This is a genomic window from Neisseria sp. HMSC078C12 (genome assembly GCF_001838065.1).
GTDB lineage: Bacteria > Pseudomonadota > Gammaproteobacteria > Burkholderiales > Neisseriaceae > Neisseria.
The window spans coordinates 144,671-163,649 of sequence record NZ_KV835584.1 but is presented as its reverse complement, the minus strand read 5'-3'; the positions used below and the strand labels follow the sequence as shown (position 1 = coordinate 163,649).

Annotated in this window: 18 protein-coding genes; 12 read left to right on the top strand and 6 right to left on the bottom strand. The window is 50.3% G+C overall.

The features are described 5' to 3' along the window. Positions 1–82 precede the first annotated feature (82 nt). The 3 genes from HMPREF2596_RS02370 (at position 83) to HMPREF2596_RS02360 (ending at position 3,586) form a co-directional block, all read left to right on the top strand. The gene (locus HMPREF2596_RS02370; protein WP_070849414.1) at positions 83–838 is read left to right on the top strand and encodes a formylglycine-generating enzyme family protein; all 756 of its coding nucleotides are present in this window, start codon (positions 83–85) and stop codon (positions 836–838) included. A 209-nt stretch (positions 839–1,047) separates the two neighbouring features. Then, the gene (rpsO, locus tag HMPREF2596_RS02365) at positions 1,048–1,317 is read left to right on the top strand and encodes a 30S ribosomal protein S15 (protein ID WP_036491726.1); all 270 of its coding nucleotides are present in this window, start codon (positions 1,048–1,050) and stop codon (positions 1,315–1,317) included. Between the two features lie 175 nt (positions 1,318–1,492). Continuing rightward, a complete protein-coding gene (locus HMPREF2596_RS02360; protein WP_070849413.1) occupies positions 1,493–3,586 on the top strand; it encodes an AsmA family protein in 2,094 nt (697 codons plus the stop codon). Positions 3,587–3,853: 267 nt separating this feature from the next. Here the strand turns inward: HMPREF2596_RS02360 and ubiD are convergent, their stop codons facing one another. After that, on the bottom strand, positions 3,854–5,332 hold the full coding sequence (ubiD, locus tag HMPREF2596_RS02350) for a 4-hydroxy-3-polyprenylbenzoate decarboxylase (RefSeq protein ID WP_070849409.1): 1,479 nt from the start codon (positions 5,330–5,332) through the stop codon (positions 3,854–3,856). A 328-nt stretch (positions 5,333–5,660) separates the two neighbouring features. Next, entirely contained in the window at positions 5,661–6,170 is a 510-nt protein-coding gene (locus HMPREF2596_RS02345) for a DUF2199 domain-containing protein (protein ID WP_049348938.1), read from the bottom strand. Between the two features lie 285 nt (positions 6,171–6,455). Here HMPREF2596_RS02345 and HMPREF2596_RS02340 point away from each other — a divergent pair, with 285 nt between their 5' ends. From HMPREF2596_RS02340 to trmA, 7 genes are all read left to right on the top strand, one after another. Then, complete coding sequence (locus tag HMPREF2596_RS02340) at positions 6,456–7,118, top strand: DedA family protein (RefSeq protein WP_036491712.1); 663 nt, start codon at positions 6,456–6,458, stop codon at positions 7,116–7,118. Positions 7,119–7,184: 66 nt separating this feature from the next. After that, entirely contained in the window at positions 7,185–8,168 is a 984-nt protein-coding gene (locus HMPREF2596_RS02335; protein WP_070849407.1) for an asparaginase, read from the top strand. Between the two features lie 13 nt (positions 8,169–8,181). Next, a complete protein-coding gene (locus HMPREF2596_RS02330; RefSeq protein WP_070849406.1) occupies positions 8,182–8,949 on the top strand; it encodes a TatD family hydrolase in 768 nt (255 codons plus the stop codon). Positions 8,950–9,236: 287 nt separating this feature from the next. Further along, positions 9,237–10,505, top strand: a complete 1,269-nt coding sequence (locus HMPREF2596_RS02325; RefSeq protein ID WP_004519380.1) for an Nramp family divalent metal transporter — start codon at positions 9,237–9,239, stop codon at positions 10,503–10,505. 156 nt (positions 10,506–10,661) lie between these two features. Next, positions 10,662–11,738, top strand: a complete 1,077-nt coding sequence (gene prfA / locus HMPREF2596_RS02320) for a peptide chain release factor 1 (RefSeq protein ID WP_070849404.1) — start codon at positions 10,662–10,664, stop codon at positions 11,736–11,738. 149 nt (positions 11,739–11,887) lie between these two features. Beyond that, on the top strand, positions 11,888–13,390 hold the full coding sequence (pta, locus tag HMPREF2596_RS02315; RefSeq protein WP_070849402.1) for a phosphate acetyltransferase: 1,503 nt from the start codon (positions 11,888–11,890) through the stop codon (positions 13,388–13,390). Positions 13,391–13,507: 117 nt separating this feature from the next. Next, complete coding sequence (gene trmA / locus HMPREF2596_RS02310; protein ID WP_070849400.1) at positions 13,508–14,590, top strand: tRNA (uridine(54)-C5)-methyltransferase TrmA; 1,083 nt, start codon at positions 13,508–13,510, stop codon at positions 14,588–14,590. Between the two features lie 69 nt (positions 14,591–14,659). Here trmA and HMPREF2596_RS02305 read toward each other — a convergent pair whose 3' ends face one another. Next, the gene (locus HMPREF2596_RS02305) at positions 14,660–15,700 is read right to left on the bottom strand and encodes a zinc-dependent alcohol dehydrogenase family protein (RefSeq protein ID WP_070849399.1); all 1,041 of its coding nucleotides are present in this window, start codon (positions 15,698–15,700) and stop codon (positions 14,660–14,662) included. Between the two features lie 162 nt (positions 15,701–15,862). On the opposite strand from HMPREF2596_RS02305, the gene mutY reads away from it, so the two are divergent. After that, positions 15,863–16,897 carry an A/G-specific adenine glycosylase gene (gene mutY, locus HMPREF2596_RS02300; protein ID WP_070849398.1) on the top strand — a complete coding sequence of 345 codons (1,035 nt, stop codon included), beginning with the start codon at positions 15,863–15,865 and terminating at the stop codon, positions 16,895–16,897. A 6-nt stretch (positions 16,898–16,903) separates the two neighbouring features. Here mutY and HMPREF2596_RS02295 read toward each other — a convergent pair whose 3' ends face one another. Further along, positions 16,904–17,260: a hypothetical protein gene (locus tag HMPREF2596_RS02295; RefSeq protein WP_070849395.1), complete on the bottom strand. Its 357-nt coding sequence runs from the start codon at positions 17,258–17,260 to the stop codon at positions 16,904–16,906. A 3-nt stretch (positions 17,261–17,263) separates the two neighbouring features. After that, positions 17,264–17,461 (bottom strand): zinc-finger domain-containing protein, encoded by a 198-nt coding sequence (locus HMPREF2596_RS02290; RefSeq protein WP_036491686.1) that lies wholly within the window; start codon positions 17,459–17,461, stop codon positions 17,264–17,266. 107 nt (positions 17,462–17,568) lie between these two features. Here HMPREF2596_RS02290 and HMPREF2596_RS02285 point away from each other — a divergent pair, with 107 nt between their 5' ends. After that, a complete protein-coding gene (locus tag HMPREF2596_RS02285; protein WP_083324970.1) occupies positions 17,569–18,069 on the top strand; it encodes a DMP19 family protein in 501 nt (166 codons plus the stop codon). 62 nt (positions 18,070–18,131) lie between these two features. Here HMPREF2596_RS02285 and HMPREF2596_RS02280 read toward each other — a convergent pair whose 3' ends face one another. Next, positions 18,132–18,905, bottom strand: coding sequence for a M48 family metallopeptidase (locus HMPREF2596_RS02280; protein WP_070849393.1), 774 nt, complete (start codon positions 18,903–18,905; stop codon positions 18,132–18,134). Positions 18,906–18,979: the final 74 nt, after the last annotated feature.

Sequence of the window (18,979 nt, the reverse complement as noted above, 5' to 3'; positions counted from 1 at the left end):
GATTGATTTTTCAGACGGCCTTGTTATGATTAGGCTATCTGAAAAATAAATTTTCTGTTTCAATCGATAATAAGGGCGTACCATGAAACTCATACGACTCCTCCTCTTAGGCAGTGCCTTAATCTGCGGCAATACATTTGCTGCCGAAATGGTAAAAATCGAAGGAGGCAGCTACCGTCCTCTCTATCTCAAAAAAGAAACTTCCCTTATTAAAGTCAAACCCTTCCAGCTTGACAAATATCCGGTGACTAATGCTGAGTTTGCCGAATTTGTGAACACGCATCCGCAATGGCAAAAAGGCAAAATCAGTTCCAGACATGCTGAAAAAGCTTACCTGAAACATTGGGTAAAGAACGGCAGCAACAGTTTTGCTCCTAAAGCCAGCGAACTCAAACATCCGGTAACCAATGTTTCATGGTTCGCCGCGAATGCTTACTGTGTTTCCAAAGGTAAACGCCTGCCGACTATTGACGAGTGGGAATTTGCAGGCTTGGCTTCTGCCACTCAAAAAGACGGCTCTGCCGAACCCGGCTACAACCGTACCATCTTGGATTGGTATGCAGACGGCGGCCGCAACGGCCTGCATGACATCGGTAAAAACAAACCCAACTACTGGGGCGTATACGATATGCACGGCCTGATTTGGGAATGGACTGAAGACTTCAACAGCAGCCTGCTCTCGTCAGGCAATGCCGATACGCAAATGTTTTGCAGTGGCGCATCCGTAGGTTCCAGCGATCCATCAAATTACGCCGCCTTCCTGCGCTACGGCATCCGTACCAGCCTGCAATCCAAATATGTTTTAAATAACTTAGGCTTCCGCTGTGCAAGCAAATAAAGTTTAGTTTTATCACCAAAGCAGCTTTGGCGGTACTGGAAGGTATCGCCGCTTTTTTTGGCCGTCTGAAAAGATGTGGCACACAGAGACAAATTGTGGCATAATCCGCCCGTCTTTATAAAAAGGCGCTTAGGAGTTTGCTTAGGTCGCTTGGCTTGGCAAACTTGTCCGAACCTGAAAAGGTTCTTTTATTTTCGGAGTTATCCATCATGGCATTGACCGTAGAACAAAAAGCACAAATTGTTAAAGATTTCCAACGCAAAGAAGGCGATACCGGTTCTTCTGAAGTACAAGTCGCTCTGTTGACTTTCCGCATCAACGACCTGACTCCTCACTTCAAAGCCAACCCTAAAGACCACCACAGCCGTCGCGGCCTGTTGAAAATGGTTAGCCAACGTCGTCGCCTGCTGTCTTACCTGCGCCGTACTCAGCCTGATACTTACCGTTCACTGATTACCCGCCTGGGTCTGCGTAAATAATTTATGCTTAAAATCAACACCGCCTTTGGGCGGTGTTTTTATTCACATGCCCATGCCGTCTGAAACCAGGCTCACTCTGTGTTATACTTCCACACGCTTAAGCAGCAAGGCTTAAACTCCCAATCATTCCTTAAAGCTCCCATCAAAGCGAGAATCTGAATTGTCTGTTCATTCCATGTTGCACTCAGGAAAATTTTGGCTGAAAACCCTGGTTTTCAGCATTACCGCGCTTTTATGTCTCGCGGCGGTATTGAGTGCCTTAATGTTCCGCATATTCAACACAGAAAACATCGACGCATTCATACAAAAAAACTTTTCCGCCCATGGCTGCCAAATCAAATACAACGCCACTATCGGCAGAAAATGGCTGCCGCGCCCCACGCTGATTTTAAAAGACCTCAGCCTTTCCTCTTCCGAACCTGACACGCCGACGTTGAACATCGCCGAGTCAAAAATGGGCTTTGGCTGGAGCAGCCTATGGTCGGATGCCCCCATTCTTGAAAAATGGATTCTTTTAAACCCGACACTGACACTGGACTCAAAACACCATCTGCCCACCTGCCTGCAACAAGACCCATCGTCAAAAGAAAGTTTTCAGCTCAACCGCATCATCATCAATAACGGCAGCATCCGTTATCACACTAAAGAGCAAAATATTGCCTTAAACAACCTGCAATTTTCCCTGCAGCAAGCTGATTCAGACGGCCATCCCTTCGACATCAGCGGCACACTGCAAAACATCGGCAACCCCATCAGTTGGCAGGGTGCAGGCTATCTGGTACCCAACAATGCCGGTTGGAGTGTTCCCGCCCTTAAGCTGAACCTGCAAACCGTATTACTCAAAAACAAGCTGGATGCCCAAATCGCAGGCAGCCTTAATTGGCAAAACCAAACCGCCCTACTCCGCGACTTCAATCTGCAAGCCGAAAGCGGCTTTCAAAACTTGCATATCAACGCACGTTCTCCTCTATTGCAATTCAAAAACGGCTATTTACACCTTAATACACTCAACGGCGCATTGACCGCCGGCAGCGAAAACAACCAATGGGACGGCTCATTCAAACTGGACAAAGCCAACCTCTACGCAACCGTTTTGACCGCCGCCAATTTTGAACTCAAAGGCAGCCATAAAAACGACCGCCTCCAAACCAACTTTACCTTTTCCAGCCCGTTGGTTTGGCAAAAAGGTAAAGGCATCGATGCGCCCAAACTGCACCTCAGTACCCTGCAAGACACCATCAACCGCCTTCCCCGTCCACGCTTCATCAGCACACTCGAAGGGCAGGCTAACTTCAGCCTGAATACATGGGAAGGCCGTCTGAAAGGCGCATTTGACAGACAAGCCCTCGCCTTAGCCTTTAAATACCAACGCGATGCCCAACCGCGCCCGCACCTTGACGCCGGTATCGCCTTACAAAAACTTAATCTGACCCCTTATTTAGAAGACCTGAAAACCCAGCCGTCGCTCAGTCTTCCTTCCCTTCTGACCAAATCCTGGCTGCCCGACATTGAGGCCAACCTCCAAATCGGCAGCATTCAAACTGCCGGCCTGCAACTTGAAAACGTCGAATCCCTGCTTACCGCAGATAAAGAACATATCGCCCTGCACCGTTTCAAAGCCGGGCTTTATGGCGGCAAAACAGAGGGCGGACTGAGTATTGCAGCCACCCAACCCGCTTCTTACCACCTCCAACAAAACGCAAAAGGCATACAAATTCAGCCGCTGCTACAAGACCTGTTCGGTTTCCACAGTTTCAGCGGCAGCGGCGACGCCGTTATCGACATTCAAACTTCCGGCAACGACCGCGCCCAAATGATACAAGCCCTAAACGGCAGCCTGCTCCTCGATATTACCAACGGCGCATGGCACGGCATCGATATGGACAGCATTCTGAAAAACGGCATTTCTTCGGAAAAAATCGACAACAGCAACCTCAAAACCCCTTTCCATCATTTCATCCTCAATAGCGAAATCGAGAAAGGCATCAGCCATCATATCAACACCGAACTGTTTTCCGACAGCCTGCACGTTGTCAGCAGCGGCTATACCGATTTGAATACCCAAAAACTGTCCGAAAACCTGCTTATCAGCAACGTACTGCAACCCAAAAACAAACCGATTCCCCTCAAAATCGGCGGAACCGTACAAAACCCTTCCATTACCCTTGATTACAGCCGCTTGACCAATGGCATGAACACACCGGCAGAAAAACAAAAAGCCCTGCAAGAAACCATACAAGAACAATGGAAGTGGCTCAAACCACGCTAAATTTTCAAATCAAAGGCCGTCTGAAACCCAAAAAGTTTCAGACGGCCTTTTAACAGATGTATTGTCAAAATAAGATGTTTACTTAGGAATGACCATATACACAATCAGTGCAACAATAATGGCAGACCATACGGTCAACATTATCAAGCCTTTTTGGGAGAGTTTTCTTTTTCCCCAATCGAGCCACAATATTTCTACCGTACCCTCAAACATCGCCCCAATCATTTCCATCACGATTTGAAGTATAAATTCCAATAGAAATGACATCTATAAGCCCAAACGCTCCCAAATCTCATCGATTTTGGCCGTAACGGCAGGGTCTTTTTTGATCACACAACCCCATTCGCGGTTGGTTTCACCCGGCCACTTGTTAGTCGCATCCAAACCCATTTTGCCGCCGAGTCCGCTGACAGGGCTGGCGAAATCCAGATAGTCGATAGGCGTATTTTCCATCAAAACAGTGTCGCGTACGGGATCCATGCGCGTGGTGACTGCCCAGATGACTTCTTTCCAGTCGCGCACGTTCACATCGTCATCCACCACGATGATGAATTTGGTGTACATAAACTGGCGCAGGAACGACCAGCAGCCCATCATCACGCGCTTGGCGTGTCCGGCGTACTGTTTTTTCATGCTGACCACCGCCATACGGTAGGAGCAGCCTTCGGGCGGCAGGTAGAAATCGGTGATTTCGGGGAACTGCTTTTGCAAAAGCGGCACAAACACTTCGTTCAACGCCACGCCCAAAACGGCGGGTTCATCGGGCGGTTTGCCCGTGTAGGTGGAGTGGTAAATCGGGTTTTCACGCATGGTGATGCGTTCGACCGTGAACACGGGGAAATGATCCTGCTCGTTGTAATAGCCCGTGTGGTCGCCGTATGGGCCTTCCAGCGCGGTTTCGTTCGGATGAATCACGCCTTCCAATACGATTTCGGCGCGGGCAGGCACTTGCAAATCGCTGCCGATACATTTCACCAGCTCCGTCCGCGAACCGCGCAGCAGTCCGGCAAACTGGTATTCGCTCAAGGTATCGGGAACAGGCGTTACCGCGCCCAAAATGGTGGCAGGGTCGCAGCCGAGCACGACGGCGACGGGATACGGCGTATCGGGATTGAGTTTGCGGAATTCCTGATAATCCAACGCGCCGCCGCGATGCGACAGCCAGCGCATAATCAGCTTGTTTTTGCCGATTAACTGCTGACGGTAAATGCCGAGATTTTGGCGTTTTTTGTTTGGTCCGCGCGTAACGGTCAAACCCCATGTGACCAGCGGCGCAACGTCTTCCGGCCAGCAATGCTGAATCGGAAGTTTATATAAATCAACGTCTTCACCTTCCCACACGATTTCCTGACACGGCGCGTTTTTTACCACGTTCGGCGCCATGCTCCAAATATCTTTCAGCAGCGGCAATTTGGAAAACGCGTCTTTAATGCCTTTAGGCGGTTCGGGTTCTTTCAGATATGCCAAAGTTTTACCGATTTCACGCAACTTGGACACGCTGTCCGCCCCCATGCCCAGCGCCACGCGTTCGGGCGTGCCAAACAGATTCGCCAACACGGGATAATCATAACGCGTACCGTCGGGCTTAACCGGGTGTTCAAACAGCAACGCCGGCCCCTCGGCGCGCAGCACGCGGTCGGCGATTTCGGTCATTTCCAAATGCGGCGACACCGGATGCTGAATGCGCTTGAGTTTGCCATCAGCTTCCAATCCGGCAATAAATTCTCGCAAATCTCTGTATTTCATGTTGATCCTTATTTGAGGCCGTCTAAAACCAAATTTTGGATTTCAGACGGCCTGAATCATATATTTATTGCAATATGGCTTTTGGGCATTCGCTGTTTTCAGCAAAAACCAATATTTACCATATGGGTTGTGAATACTGAACTTCCAGCCCTTGTAGCAGAAATCTATCCACATTTCACCTGTAATCGTATCAGACACGAAGGCAGTAGGCATTCCGCTGAAGTGGACAATTTGCTCAATAGCAGACAGGTTTACAAAACAGTTGCAGGAAAAGGCAGGAAATATCAAGTATGGTTTCGTTCAAGAGAGGAATGTTTACTTTTTGTCCTTAGTAATCCGATCCGAATACCGCATCTATTCTTGCCTGCGCTTCAGCGCATTCTATGCCTTGGTAAAAGTCACGTATCAGCGGATGTTTGCCACTTTGATGGGGTTGTAGCAGAGGGCGTTGGTTATTAGACTGTGTAACAACATTACAATGCAGACCGAAGGTGTTGGTTTCATATGGGGGCAGCCAGTTGCATATCATACCGAAATAAACAACGTTTTCCGAATTATCATGAAAGTGGCTTTTATAATCGTTAAAACTCTTTTCGCTGACAGATACCCATACGCCGTATTCCAACGTTTCCTCATGTCCGATAATGGGGATATGCAGCACCGTGCGGATAAAGCGGTCAGTTTGGTCAGGATAGCGGATAATACAGAAATCACTGTTACACTCGGCTTGGTAGGTACTACGTTCGTCCTCGCTTAGCTCATTATAGGGATCTGGAGTGATAAAGCCGATTGCGGGCATCTCTTCATGGTTTTCGCCGCAGGAAGTACAAGTGTACATAATGGATTCCTTTTGAATTTTAGATTCTTTAATTCCACAACCAACTTTCCAAACAGGCCGTCTGAAAACAGACCGCCATTTCGGCTTTGAAAGATAAACCAGTGGCTATTGTACCTGCCAAATCCGTCCATATCCCAACTTTCCGCATCCGAATTTCCATATTTTTTGCAAACTACCGTCAAATTTGAACAATATCTGCTTGTGATTGCTTTCAGACGGCCTTATCTTTGGTAGAATTCCAACTTAATCCAGTCATCAATCAATATCTATCGTGGGACGGCGGCCATGTTTGCATTTTTAGAATCTTTTTTCGTTGAATACGGCTATGCGGCCGTGTTTTTCGTTTTGGTTATTTGCGGCTTCGGCGTGCCGATTCCTGAAGATTTGACGCTGGTAACCGGCGGTGTGATTTCCGGCCTGGGTTATACCAACTCGCATATTATGTTTGCCGTCGGCATGCTCGGCGTATTGGTAGGCGACGGCTTTATGTTTGCGGCCGGCCGGATTTGGGGACAAAAAATCCTTAAATTCAAACCAATCGCGCGCGTGATGACGCCCAAACGCTATGCCCAAGTACAGGAAAAATTCGACAAATACGGTAACTGGGTTTTATTCGTCGCCCGTTTCCTGCCCGGCCTGCGTACCGCCGTTTTCGTGACCGCAGGCATCAGCCGCAAGGTTTCCTACCTGCGCTTCATCCTGATGGACGGTTTGGCCGCACTGATTTCCGTGCCGGTTTGGATTTATTTGGGTGAATACGGCGCACGCAATACCGACTGGCTGATGAAAAAAATGCACAGCCTGCAATCCGGTATCTTTATCGTACTGGGCATCGGCGCAGTCATTGTCGGCTGGATTTGGTGGAAAAAACACCGCCGCCACACCTTCTTCCGCGAGAAGCTGCACGAAAAACGCGCGGCAAAAGCCAAAAAACAAACCAATCAATAAACCATTCCAGGCCGTCTGAAACACTTCCCCTCTTTCAGACGGCCTCAATCATTCATCAGAAACACCATGAAACAAAAAATCTTTGTCCTCTACACAGGCGGCACCATCGGCATGACCCAAAGCAGCGCCGGCCTGCGCCCCGATACCGCTCTCGTCGATAAAGCCCTTGCCCCCTTTTCAGACGGCCTTGATTTCGAATGGCACGTTTGCCAGCCGCTCATCGATTCTTCCGCGGTAACGCTGCAAAACCAACGCGACTGGCTGGAGCTTATTATCGCCAAACTGCCTGACTATGACGGCATTTTGGTGTTGCACGGCACGGATACCATGGCATACACCGCCAACCTATTCGCCCTTTCACTGCAAGGTTTGGACAAACCCGTTATCCTGACCGGCTCGCAATGGCCTTACGATGCCGCCAACAGCGATGCGCCGCGCAACCTGGCCACCGCCGTTTCTGCTTTCTCGCTCAAGCTCAAACAAGTGGCGATTGCCTTTGACGGCAAGCTCTTCCCCGCCGTCGGCAGCAGCAAGGTCAGCACCGAGACCGCCGCTGGTTTTGACAACCTGCATTTTAGTGCGCTCGCCGAATGGGAGGAAAACAAAGGTTGGCACAATATCCGTACCGCCCCGACCCAACATTCAGACGGCCTCAAACCGCGTCTTCCCAATCCTGAAGCCAAAGTTTCCGTCCGCACGCTGATTCCCGGTTATGCTGCGCAAGAACTTTCAGACGGCCTGCCCCACCTTTGCGCCCAAGCCCTGATTCTGCAAAGCTATGGCCACGGCAATGCGCCAAGCAACGATGCGTTTGTCCGAGCCGTTCAAGCCTTTACGCAACAAGGCAAGCTGCTGCTCAACATCAGCCAAGTGCCGCAAGGTTGCGCCGCCGCCGTCTATGCCCAAGGCAATGCTTTGCGTCAGGCAGGTATTATCAACGGCGGCAAATGCAATCTTGAAACGGCCACCGCGCTGATGACCCTTGCCGTATCACATGACTGGGATGCGGATAAGGTGCAACAAGAATTGCGACAATTAAATCTGCTGTAAACCGCCATTTAGTATGACTTTTACCGACACCCACTGCCATCTTGCCGACCCCAAACTTTCCGACACGCTGCCTGCCGTGCTTGCCGAAGCGCAAGCCGCCGGCGTGGCGCGTTTCATCGTACCGGCTACGTCCCCCAAGGATTGGCACTCCGTTGCGCAGTTGGAAAGGCCGTCTGAAAACATCCATATCGCTTTGGGCATTCATCCGTGGTTTTCAGACGGCCTCAACGAAGCGGCATTCCAAGAGTTAGAGAAAGAATTAATCCGGCATCCGCAAGCATGGGTTGGCGAAATCGGCTTAGATTTTTATGGCAAAGAGCAAACCCAAGCGCAACGCGACACGCAGACCGACGTCTTTATCCGCCAACTTATCCTCGCCCAACACCTCAACCGCCGCGTCATCATCCATAATCTGAAAGCCACCGCCGCCATTGCCGCCGCCGTCAAAACCGCCGGTTTCACGCAAGGCGGTATCGTCCACGCTTTCTCCGGCAGCGTAGAAGAAGCGCGGATTTTGGTGAAACTCGGCTTCAAAATCGGCATAGGCTCGCTGCTGCTCAATCCCAATGCCAAAAAAGTCCGTGCCGCCTTACAAGCCTTAGATGACACGGATTTTGTTCTCGAAACCGACAGCCCCTTTATGCTCGGCCACGAAACCAATACACCAGCCAACATCTGCCGTATCGCCGAAATTGCCGCCGAAATGCGCGGCGTACCGCTGGCACAACTGGCTGAAGCAACCGAGCAAAACGTGAATTCCCTGCTCCATACTTCCCTTTAATATACCGGCCTCAAGGCATCAAAAAGCCTCGCCCAGCCGTTCCGTTTCCAAACGGACACACTCAGTCCTCCCTACCCCATGTTCATGAATAAAAAGCGATACAAGGCCGTCTGAAAAAATGTTTTTGGCACAAAATATCGTTCGCTCCGTCATCTCGGCTTTTTAACACCGTATTTTCCCTTTGATTGATAAAAAGTATTACGCATATTATTGGGCAAACTTTTTATTTACGTTAAAATATGCTTTTTTTTGATAATAAGGCCGTCTGAAAAAGGCGGAAACTAATTATGACTGAACAACATACACACGCTTCCACCTGGAAGAGCAAAATCAATGCTCTGGGCCCGGGTATCATGATGGCTTCGGCGGCAGTCGGCGGTTCGCACCTGATTGCCTCCACGCAGGCAGGCGCACTTTACGGCTGGCAGCTTGCGCTGATTATTATTCTGACCAACCTGTTCAAATACCCGTTTTTCCGCTTCAGCGCACATTACACGCTGGATACGGGCAAAAGCCTGATTGAGGGCTATGCCGAGAAAAGCCGCGTTTATTTGTGGGTATTTTTGATTTTATGTATTGCATCGGCAACGATTAATGCCGGTGCAGTCGCCATCGTTACCGCCGCCATCGTCAAAATGGCAATCCCGTCACTGACTTTCGATGCCGGCATGGTGTCCGTCATGATTATGGTTTCCTGCCTGCTGATTTTGGCAAGCGGCCGCTATAAAGCATTGGACAACGTTTCCAAAATCATCATCGTCAGCCTGACCATCGCCACCGTCGCCGCAGCCGCCGTGGCCATGTCTCGCGGCATGCAGATGAAACCCGACTTTATCGAGCCTACCCCGTGGACATTGGCAGGCTTGGGCTTCCTCATCGCGCTGATGGGCTGGATGCCTGCGCCGATTGAAATTTCCGCCATCAACTCTTTGTGGGTTACCGAAAAACAACGCATCAACCCTTCCAGCTACCGCGACGGTATTTTCGACTTCAACGTCGGCTACATCACCAGCGCGATTTTGGCAGTCGTCTTCCTCGCCTTGGGTGCATATGTCCAATACGGCAACGGCGAAGAAGTGCAAATGGCGGGCGGCAAATATGTCGGCCAGCTGATTAATATGTACGCCGTGACCATCGGCGACTGGTCGCGTCCGCTGGTGGCATTTATTGCCTTCGCCTGTATGTACGGCACCACCATTACCGTAGTGGACGGCTACGCCCGCGCGATTGCCGAACCGGTACGCCTGCTGCGCGGTAAAGACAAAACCGGCAATGCCGAATTGTTTGCTTGGAATATTTGGGTCGCAGGTTCAGGCTTGGCCGTGATTTTCTGGTTCAACAGCGCAATGGCCGAGCTGCTCAAATTCGCCATGATTACCGCTTTCGTTGCCGCTCCCGTGTTTGCTTGGTTGAACTACCGCCTCGTCAAAGGCGACAAACGCCACAAACTGACCATGGGCATGAACTTCCTCGCCATTATCGGTTTGATTTATTTGACCGGCTTTACCGTTTTATTCCTGCTGAACCAAACAGGCATCTTGGCTGCGCCTAAATAAACACATATGAAAAAAGGCCGTCTGAAACTTCAAAACAGGTTTCAGACGGCCTTTCCAATCCATCATATCTTTTTGAATTTTCATTCAAACCCATTATAATAACGCCTTATTTCGCCGTTGCAGACCACTCGACGGCATCCGTATTTTGGAAAATTTATGAAGCCGTCTATCTTAGAAAAACTACAACAACTCAGCGACCGACTGGAAGAAGTCACGCATTTGCTCGGACAGCCCGAAGCCACGTCCGATATGGACAACTACCGCAAACTCACGCGCGAACACGCCGAATTGATGCCCGTGGTCGAAGTGTTCCAAAACTATCAGCTGGCGCAAAGCGACTTAGCGGATGCCGAAGAAATGCTGTCCGACCCCGAAATGAAAGACTTTGCCGCCGAAGAAATCGAAGCGGCGAAAGCCAAAATCGACACGCTCGATACCGAATTGCAAAAACTGCTGCTGCCCAAAGATGCCGACGACGACAAAAACATCTTCATCGAAGTGCGCGCCGGAACGGGCGGCGACGAAGCCGCGCTGTTTGCAGGCGACTTGCTGCGCATGTACAGCCGCTACGCCGAGCGCAACCGCTGGCAGGTCGAAATCGTTTCCGCCAACGAAAGCGAGTTGGGCGGCTATAAAGAAGTCATCGCCCGCATTATCGGCTTAGGCGCGTACAGCCGTCTGAAATTTGAATCCGGCGGCCACCGCGTACAGCGTGTCCCCGCCACCGAAAGCCAAGGCCGTATCCACACCTCAGCCTGCACCGTCGCCGTCATGCCCGAAGCGGACGAACTGGAAGACATCGAGTTGAACCCGGCCGACCTGCGCATCGACACCTTCCGCGCATCCGGCGCGGGCGGTCAGCATATCAACAAAACCGACTCCGCCGTCCGCATCACCCACCTGCCCACCGGTATGGTGGTCGAATGCCAAGACGGCCGCAGCCAACACGCCAACAAGGCGCAGGCGATGAAAGTCCTCGCCGCCCGCTTAAACGACGCGCAAAAACGCGAAGCCCAAGCCAAAGAGGCCGCCGAACGCAAATCCCTCATCGGCAGCGGCGACCGCAGCGAGCGCATCCGCACCTACAACTACCCACAAGGCCGCGTGACCGACCACCGCATCAACCTTACCCTGCACAAACTGGATTTTGTAATGGACGGAGATTTGGAAGAAATCACCAACGCCCTGATTGCCGAGCATCAAGCCGAGCTTTTGGCGGCAATGGGGGATTGATGGATTTGGTCCATTGCGTTTATACTTTTCAGACGGCCTGATGACATATGTCAATATGACCGTATATATGTTATCCCAAAGTGATAAAATGCAGCACCAGCTGCACAACAGCAACACCCTTCTACAATCACCGAAAGAGAGGACACAAAATGGCAAAAATCCTGATCGCACCGGTATCTACCGGCCTGAGCGCCGATGCAGCGGCAAAAGCATTTGCAGCGGCATTGAATGCGCAAGTTTTCCAAGCCGTTGACTCCACTACAGAAGCCCTGTTGGCTCAAGGCAAGAGCGACGACTGGTTTGACGCACTTGTCGGTAAAGTTGCCGCATTGAATGCAGATAACCTCATTATCGAAGGCATCACTCCTGATGCAGACAAATTGTTCTTGGCAGGCAAAAACGTCGAATTGGCGCTGTCTTTGGACGCAGGCGTTGTATTGGCGCTGAAATCCGACAACACCGACGCAGCCGCCGTTACCCAACAATTAAACCTCGCCAAACAGCTCTACACCAACTCCCCGGGCTTATTGGAAGGTTTCATCATTGACGGCGCAGCCGCTGCTTTGGGCGCACAAGTTGCCGAGCAAACCGGCCTGACTTTCTTCGGCTCCAGCGACAAGTTGCAAGACGTTTCCGCTTTGGCCAAACGCGAAGCCAAACGCCTGTCTCCAGCCCAATTCCGTTACAACCTGATCGATTTTGCCCGCAAAGCCAATATGCGCATCGTTCTGCCTGAAGGCGCCGAACCTCGCACCGTCGCCGCCGCCGCCATCTGTCACGAAAAAGGCATCGCCCGTTGCGTACTGTTGGCTACCCGCGAAGAAGTTGAAGCCGTGGCCAAAGAACGCGGTATCTCCCTGCCTGATTCTTTGGAAATCATCGATCCTGCCTCTTTGGTTGAGCAATACGTCGAGCCTATGTGCGAATTGCGCAAATCTAAAGGCCTGACTCCGGAAGATGCCCGCAAACAGCTGCAAGATACCGTCGTACTGGGCACCATGATGATGGCTCAAAACGACGTGGACGGTTTGGTTTCCGGCGCAGTCCACACCACTGCCAACACCATCCGCCCTGCCCTGCAACTGATTAAAACCGCTCCGGGTGCAAGCCTCGTATCCAGCGTATTCTTCATGTTGCTGCCTAACCAAGTTTTGGTATTCGGCGACTGCGCGGTCAACCCGAACCCAACGCCTGAGCAACTGGCCGACATCGCCATCCAATCTGCCGATACCGCCAAAGCTTTCGGTATCGATCCGAAAGTGGCCATGATTTCCTACTCTACCATCAACTCAGGCAGCGGTCCTGACGTCGATGCCGTGATCGAAGCCACCAAACTGGCAAAAGAGAAACGTCCTGATTTGGAAATCGACGGTCCGCTGCAATACGATGCGGCCACCGTTCCATCCATCGGCAAATCCAAAGCTCCGGGAAGCGCTGTCGCAGGTCAGGCAACCGTCCTGATTTTCCCAAGCCTCAACACCGGCAACTGTACTTACAAAGCCGTACAACGCAGCGCCAACGTCCTGAGCGTAGGCCCATTGCTGCAAGGCTTGCGTAAACCGGTTAACGACTTGTCCCGCGGCGCATTGATTGAAGACATCGTCTTCACCATCGCCCTGACTGCCGTTCAAGCCAAACAAATGCAAGGCTGATTGACGAGCTGATGCTTTGAAATCAAAGGCCGTCTGAAACCGATGTTTCAGACGGCCTTTCGTATCTTTACGCCAACTATATTATAATTCGCCATTATTTTCTGAAAGACTGCCCCGATGACTGCCTACCAGCAACAACTAGCCGACAAAAAGCAATATCTTCAGCAACTTTTCCAAGGACTGGATTTTCCAGAAATCGAAGTCTTTGAATCTCCGGAACAGCATTACAGAATGCGTGCCGAGTTCCGCATCTGGCATGAAGGCGGCGAAATGTTTTACGCCATGTTTGAGCGCGGGCAAAAGGCAAGCGGGGCAAGCCTGATCCGTTGCGACCAATTTCCTGCCGCATCCGAATCCATCAATGCCTTGATGCCGAAACTGATTGAAGCCGCATCCAATCATCCCGAGCTGAAAAACCGCTGGTACGCCGTCGAATTTTTATCCACTTTAAGCGGCGAAATGCTGGTTACCATGATTTACCACAAGAAGCTGAACGAAGCATGGCAACAAGCCGCGCAAGAGCTGGCGCACAATTTGGGCATCCACATCATCGGCCGCAGCCGCGGACAAAAAATCATATTGAGCCAAGATTTCGTAACCGAAGCATTGACAGTCAACGGCAAAACCTTCCGCTACCGTCAAATCGAAGGCAGCTTTACCCAACCTAATGCCCAAGTGTGCCAAAAAATGCTGACGTGGGCGTGTGATGCCGCGCAAAACTTAGGCAAAGACCTGCTTGAGCTATATTGCGGCAATGGCAATTTTACCCTGCCGCTTTCGCAACATTTCAATCAAGTGCTGGCAACCGAAGTTTCCAAAACTTCCGTCAATGCCGCCCAGTGGAATATTGAAGCCAACCAAATTACCAATCTCAAAATCGCCCGCCTGTCTGCGGAAGAGTTTACCGAGGCCTACACGCAAAACCGTGAATTCCGCCGTCTGCAAGAACAAGGCATCGACTTGAAAGACTATGATTTTTCAACTATTTTCGTTGATCCTCCGCGCGCCGGTGTCGATGATGAGACGCTCAAATTGGTTGCCCGATTCGACAACGTCCTCTATATTTCCTGTAATCCTGAGACCCTGCGCGCCAACCTCGACACGCTCTGTCAAACCCATACCATCGAACGCACCGCCCTGTTCGACCAATTCCCATTTACCCACCATATCGAAAGTGGCGTTTGGTTGAAGAAAAAATAAAACCATACAAAAAGGCCGTCTGAATGTTCAGACGGCCTTTAATTAACAGCATATTAAGCGATTTTCAAATCAATCCGCTTCCAAAACCACTTTCATGGCTTGGTTTTCAGCAGCGTGTTTGAATACATCGTAAGCTTTTTCCAATTCGCTGAATTTGAAATGGTGGGTCATCATTTTGGTGTAATCCACTGGGCTGCTGGAAATGGCTTTCATCAGCATTTCGGTGGTATTCGCGTTAACCAGGCCTGTTGTGATGGCAAGGTTTTTAATCCACAGTTTTTCCAGTTTGAAATCAACGGATTGACCATGTACGCCAACCACAGCGATATGGCCGCCGGGTTTCACGATATCTTGGCACATATTCCAAGTCGCAGGAATACCAACCGCCTCGATGGCGCAATCTACGCCGTCTTCGCCAACGATAGCGGCAACTTGCTTGCTCACATCGCCGGAAGCAGGGTTGATGGCATGGGTTGCGCCCAATTCTTTCGCCAGTTTCAAACGATTTTCGTCCATATCGCAAACGATGATGGCGGCAGGGCTGTACAGTTGGGCGGTCAGCAAGGCGGACATGCCAACAGGGCCGGCACCGGCGATGAATACGGTATCGCCGGGTTTCACATCGCCATATTGCACGCCGATTTCGTGGGCGGTCGGCAAAGCATCGCTCAACAGCAGGGCGACTTCTTCGTTGACGTTGTCAGGCAGCGGAACCAAGCTGTTGTCGGCATAAGGCGTACGAACGTATTCGGCCTGAGTACCGTCAATCATATAGCCCAAGATCCAACCGCCGTTGCGGCAGTGTGAATAAAGTTGGATTTTACAGTTGTCGCAAGTACAGCATTTGCTGACACATGAAATAATGACTTTATCACCGACTTTGATGTTTTTTACAGCATCGCCGACTTCTTCTACAATACCGATGCCCTCATGGCCGAGAATACGACCGTCGGCAACTTCGGGGTTTTTCCCCTTCCAAATACCCAAGTCAGTACCGCAAATCGTGGTTTTAACGATTTTGACGACTGCATCGGTCGGATCGATAATTTGAGGGCGGGGTTTTTCTTCAAAACGGATGTCGTTTGCGCCGTGATAAACCATTGCTTTCATGTGAATCTCCTTGAGTGGTTAATAAACTTTAACAATACTGCGTAAATCCACGTTAACTATATTTATATACCCCTCCACCAGATAAGTCAATTCTGATTATTATTTCGTATGTTATAGTATAACATGCTGTTTTAAAAATAAATAATTAAAAAGAAAATATTAATGAACACACCCACATTATTCGCACGCCGACTCATTGATTGGCAACGGCAACACGGCCGTCACGATTTGCCTTGGCAGGTCAAAGATCCTTATTCCGTCTGGCTTTCAGAAATCATGCTCCAGCAAACGCAGGTTGCCACCGTATTGGACTACTATCCGCGTTTCTTAGCCAAATTCCCAACCGTGCAATCGCTGGCCGCTGCGCCGCAAGACGAGGTTTTATCTTTATGGGCAGGCTTGGGCTATTACAGCCGTGCACGCAATCTACACAAAGCCGCGCAACAAGTCGTCGGACAATTCGGCGGTGTCTTTCCATCCGAGCGCAAAGACTTGGAAACGCTCTGCGGCGTAGGCAGAAGCACCGCCGCTGCCATTTCTGCCTTTGCTTTCAACCGCCGCGAAACCATCTTGGACGGCAACGTCAAACGCGTTCTCTGCCGCGTGTTCGCCCGCGACGGCAATCCTCAAGACAAAAAATTTGAAAACTCGCTCTGGTCGCTCGCCGAAAGCCTGCTGCCGTCTGAAAACGCCGATATGCCTGCCTACACGCAAGGCTTGATGGACTTGGGTGCAACCGTGTGCAAACGGACAAAACCTTTTTGTCATCAATGCCCTATGGCAGACATCTGCGAAGCAAAAAAACAAAACCGCATTGACGAGCTGCCGCGCAAAAAAACCGCCCTTGAAGTACATACCCTGCCGCTTTACTGGCTGATTATTCGTAACCAAGACGGCGCATTATTGCTTGAAAAACGCCCTGCCAAAGGTATTTGGGGCGGTCTGTATTGCGTACCCTGTTTTGAAAAATTAGACGATTTGTATGCTTACGCCGAACGCTTCGGCATTATTTCAGACGGCCTTGAAGAACAAACCACGTTTACCCACCGCCTGACCCACCGCTTATTGATGATTACCCCTTTTCAGACGCAACAAAGGCCGTCTGAACATCTTTCAGACGGCCTTTGGGTATCATCGGAACATTTGACGGATTATGGTTTGCCCAAACCTTTAATCAAATATTTGGCTAAAGGCTAAACCGCCCTATTCCACAATCTCTTTAAATACAACTTCTTTTCCGCCTCGAATCAGCACTGCAAACCCATCGCCAATCTGCCAACGCGAGCTTGGATTGGCGTACTCTACGCCCTGACTGCGCAAGCGGACTTGCACCAGTTTCTCAACCGTATTGCCTTCACGCAGCTCAACCATCATCGGGCTGTGGCTGTTGATATAAATTGCAGTAATCGTCCGACCTTGTGCGGATTGATAACGGACAGAATACGTCTGCGCCTGTGCAATGACCGGTAACGGCGCGTCAGGGCGCACGGCCTTATACGAGCCGCACGCAACGCACAAACTCAGGCACAAAGCGCAGATGATTTTGTTCAACATAGGCATAGATTAGTAATGGTGATGCGGAATCTCGCCATCAAGACGGTAATAAGTGCTGCAATACGGGCATTCAATCTCGCTGTTGGACTGAATCGGCAAGAACACGCGCGGATGGCCGTTCCATGTTTCATGATTAGGGCCGGAGCAATGCAGCGGCAAATCCTGCGGCTTGATGACTACAACGTTTTTTTCAGATTGTGTACTCATGGTTTGGTTCCTCACTATGTTTTCTTATCTTCCGATATTGTAAAGCAAAACGGCCGCTAGGTTCAGACTGAAAACATTATATAATCACTTTTTTCAGACGGCCTTTGATGATGATGACCACCCTGCTTAGCATTCAAGATTTCGACACTTCCGATTCCGCTTCATTTCTTTATACACTCAGCACAGCCTATTTGGACCACACCGAACAGGCAGGCGACGAGGAAATGTCCGGCCTCAACGACGAACAGCATACATTGACCGCGCTCTGCTATCTCGACAGCCAAGTTCAAGAAGGCGGCTTTGTCCAGCTTATCGCGTCAGGATACGGAGAATACATCTTCGGCAACCCGGTTGCCGACAGCCTGCGCCGCTGGCGCATCAAGCCGATACCGAAAATCTTAGACAAAGCCAAAGCCCTGTACGAAAAACACGGCGAAGCCATTGAAAAAATGGCAGACGAACAAAGGGATTTCGACGAAATCCGCAAAGCTTTTCCCGATTTTGAAGAACTTGACGGCAATTATTATGACGTTGCCGACGAAGACTTGGAAACCGCAGCAGCCTACGTTCAGGCAAATTGGGATAAATTTGCAAAACTGTCAGACTGAAACCTAAAACTTTGCCGGTTTGAATCATCCGTTCAAACCGGCAAAATTATAAGTTCATCACATTAACGTTTGTTTTTCTGATAAATCGGCATTACTTCAGGCAACATTTTGCGGATTGCATTGATACGCGCCTGATTGGTCGGGTGGGTCGACAAAATAGACAATGAGCTGCCGCCCTGTACTTTGTTCATTTTTTCCCACACGCTTACCGCAGCCTCAGGGTTGTATCCTGCTTCAGCCATCAAACGCACACCGCCGGCATCCGCTTCGCTCTCCTGATGGCGTGAGAACGGTTTGGTCGCCAACAAATCTGCACCCAAGCCGACCAAATCGCCATCCACACCGGTTGAGCTGGCCAAAATCGAACCACCCAAGCCGGTCAATACTTGTCCGCCCAAAGCTTTTTTACTGTGTTCCAACAAAGCATGGGTCATTTCATGGCCGACAACGGCGGCAATTTCATCATCAGTCAGCTTCAATTTTTCTACTATGCCGGTGTACACGGCCATTTTACCGCCCGGCATTGCCCATGCGTTCATTTCATCACTGCGGATAACGTTCATCTGCCAGTTGAAAGGCACGCCGGTTTTGTTGGCGCGCTCAGCATGAGGACGCAGACGTGCAAACACGCGTTGAACGCGTTGAGCAGTTGGAGATGAAACATCCAAAGCTTTTTGCCCACGTGCTTTTTGAATGACTTGTGAGTAACTTTTAGCCGCGTCTTCATTTAAAGTCGCAGTATCGTAGCCAACCATATCCGCTACAGAAGTACAGCCGGTCAAAGCCAAAATCACGCCCATGCCGGCCCAATATTTTTTATTCCATTTTTTCAACATGTTTTCTCTCTGTGTTTTAAAGTTAATGTAACGACATTGTACCCAAATTTAATACACTTTACACAAAAGGCCGT

What these genes read in the sequence shown, in the direction of transcription:
- HMPREF2596_RS02370 (WP_070849414.1), top strand. Translation starts at nt 83, where the DNA reads ATGAAACTCATACGACTCCTCCTCTTAGGCAGTGCCTTAATCTGCGGC.
- rpsO (WP_036491726.1), top strand. Translation starts at nt 1,048, where the DNA reads ATGGCATTGACCGTAGAACAAAAAGCACAAATTGTTAAAGATTTCCAA.
- HMPREF2596_RS02360 (WP_070849413.1), top strand. Translation starts at nt 1,493, where the DNA reads ATGTTGCACTCAGGAAAATTTTGGCTGAAAACCCTGGTTTTCAGCATT.
- ubiD (WP_070849409.1), bottom strand. Translation starts at nt 5,332, where the DNA reads ATGAAATACAGAGATTTGCGAGAATTTATTGCCGGATTGGAAGCTGAT.
- HMPREF2596_RS02345 (WP_049348938.1), bottom strand. Translation starts at nt 6,170, where the DNA reads ATGTACACTTGTACTTCCTGCGGCGAAAACCATGAAGAGATGCCCGCA.
- HMPREF2596_RS02340 (WP_036491712.1), top strand. Translation starts at nt 6,456, where the DNA reads ATGTTTGCATTTTTAGAATCTTTTTTCGTTGAATACGGCTATGCGGCC.
- HMPREF2596_RS02335 (WP_070849407.1), top strand. Translation starts at nt 7,185, where the DNA reads ATGAAACAAAAAATCTTTGTCCTCTACACAGGCGGCACCATCGGCATG.
- HMPREF2596_RS02330 (WP_070849406.1), top strand. Translation starts at nt 8,182, where the DNA reads ATGACTTTTACCGACACCCACTGCCATCTTGCCGACCCCAAACTTTCC.
- HMPREF2596_RS02325 (WP_004519380.1), top strand. Translation starts at nt 9,237, where the DNA reads ATGACTGAACAACATACACACGCTTCCACCTGGAAGAGCAAAATCAAT.
- prfA (WP_070849404.1), top strand. Translation starts at nt 10,662, where the DNA reads ATGAAGCCGTCTATCTTAGAAAAACTACAACAACTCAGCGACCGACTG.
- pta (WP_070849402.1), top strand. Translation starts at nt 11,888, where the DNA reads ATGGCAAAAATCCTGATCGCACCGGTATCTACCGGCCTGAGCGCCGAT.
- trmA (WP_070849400.1), top strand. Translation starts at nt 13,508, where the DNA reads ATGACTGCCTACCAGCAACAACTAGCCGACAAAAAGCAATATCTTCAG.
- HMPREF2596_RS02305 (WP_070849399.1), bottom strand. Translation starts at nt 15,700, where the DNA reads ATGAAAGCAATGGTTTATCACGGCGCAAACGACATCCGTTTTGAAGAA.
- mutY (WP_070849398.1), top strand. Translation starts at nt 15,863, where the DNA reads ATGAACACACCCACATTATTCGCACGCCGACTCATTGATTGGCAACGG.
- HMPREF2596_RS02295 (WP_070849395.1), bottom strand. Translation starts at nt 17,260, where the DNA reads ATGCCTATGTTGAACAAAATCATCTGCGCTTTGTGCCTGAGTTTGTGC.
- HMPREF2596_RS02290 (WP_036491686.1), bottom strand. Translation starts at nt 17,461, where the DNA reads ATGAGTACACAATCTGAAAAAAACGTTGTAGTCATCAAGCCGCAGGAT.
- HMPREF2596_RS02285 (WP_083324970.1), top strand. Translation starts at nt 17,569, where the DNA reads ATGATGATGACCACCCTGCTTAGCATTCAAGATTTCGACACTTCCGAT.
- HMPREF2596_RS02280 (WP_070849393.1), bottom strand. Translation starts at nt 18,905, where the DNA reads ATGTTGAAAAAATGGAATAAAAAATATTGGGCCGGCATGGGCGTGATT.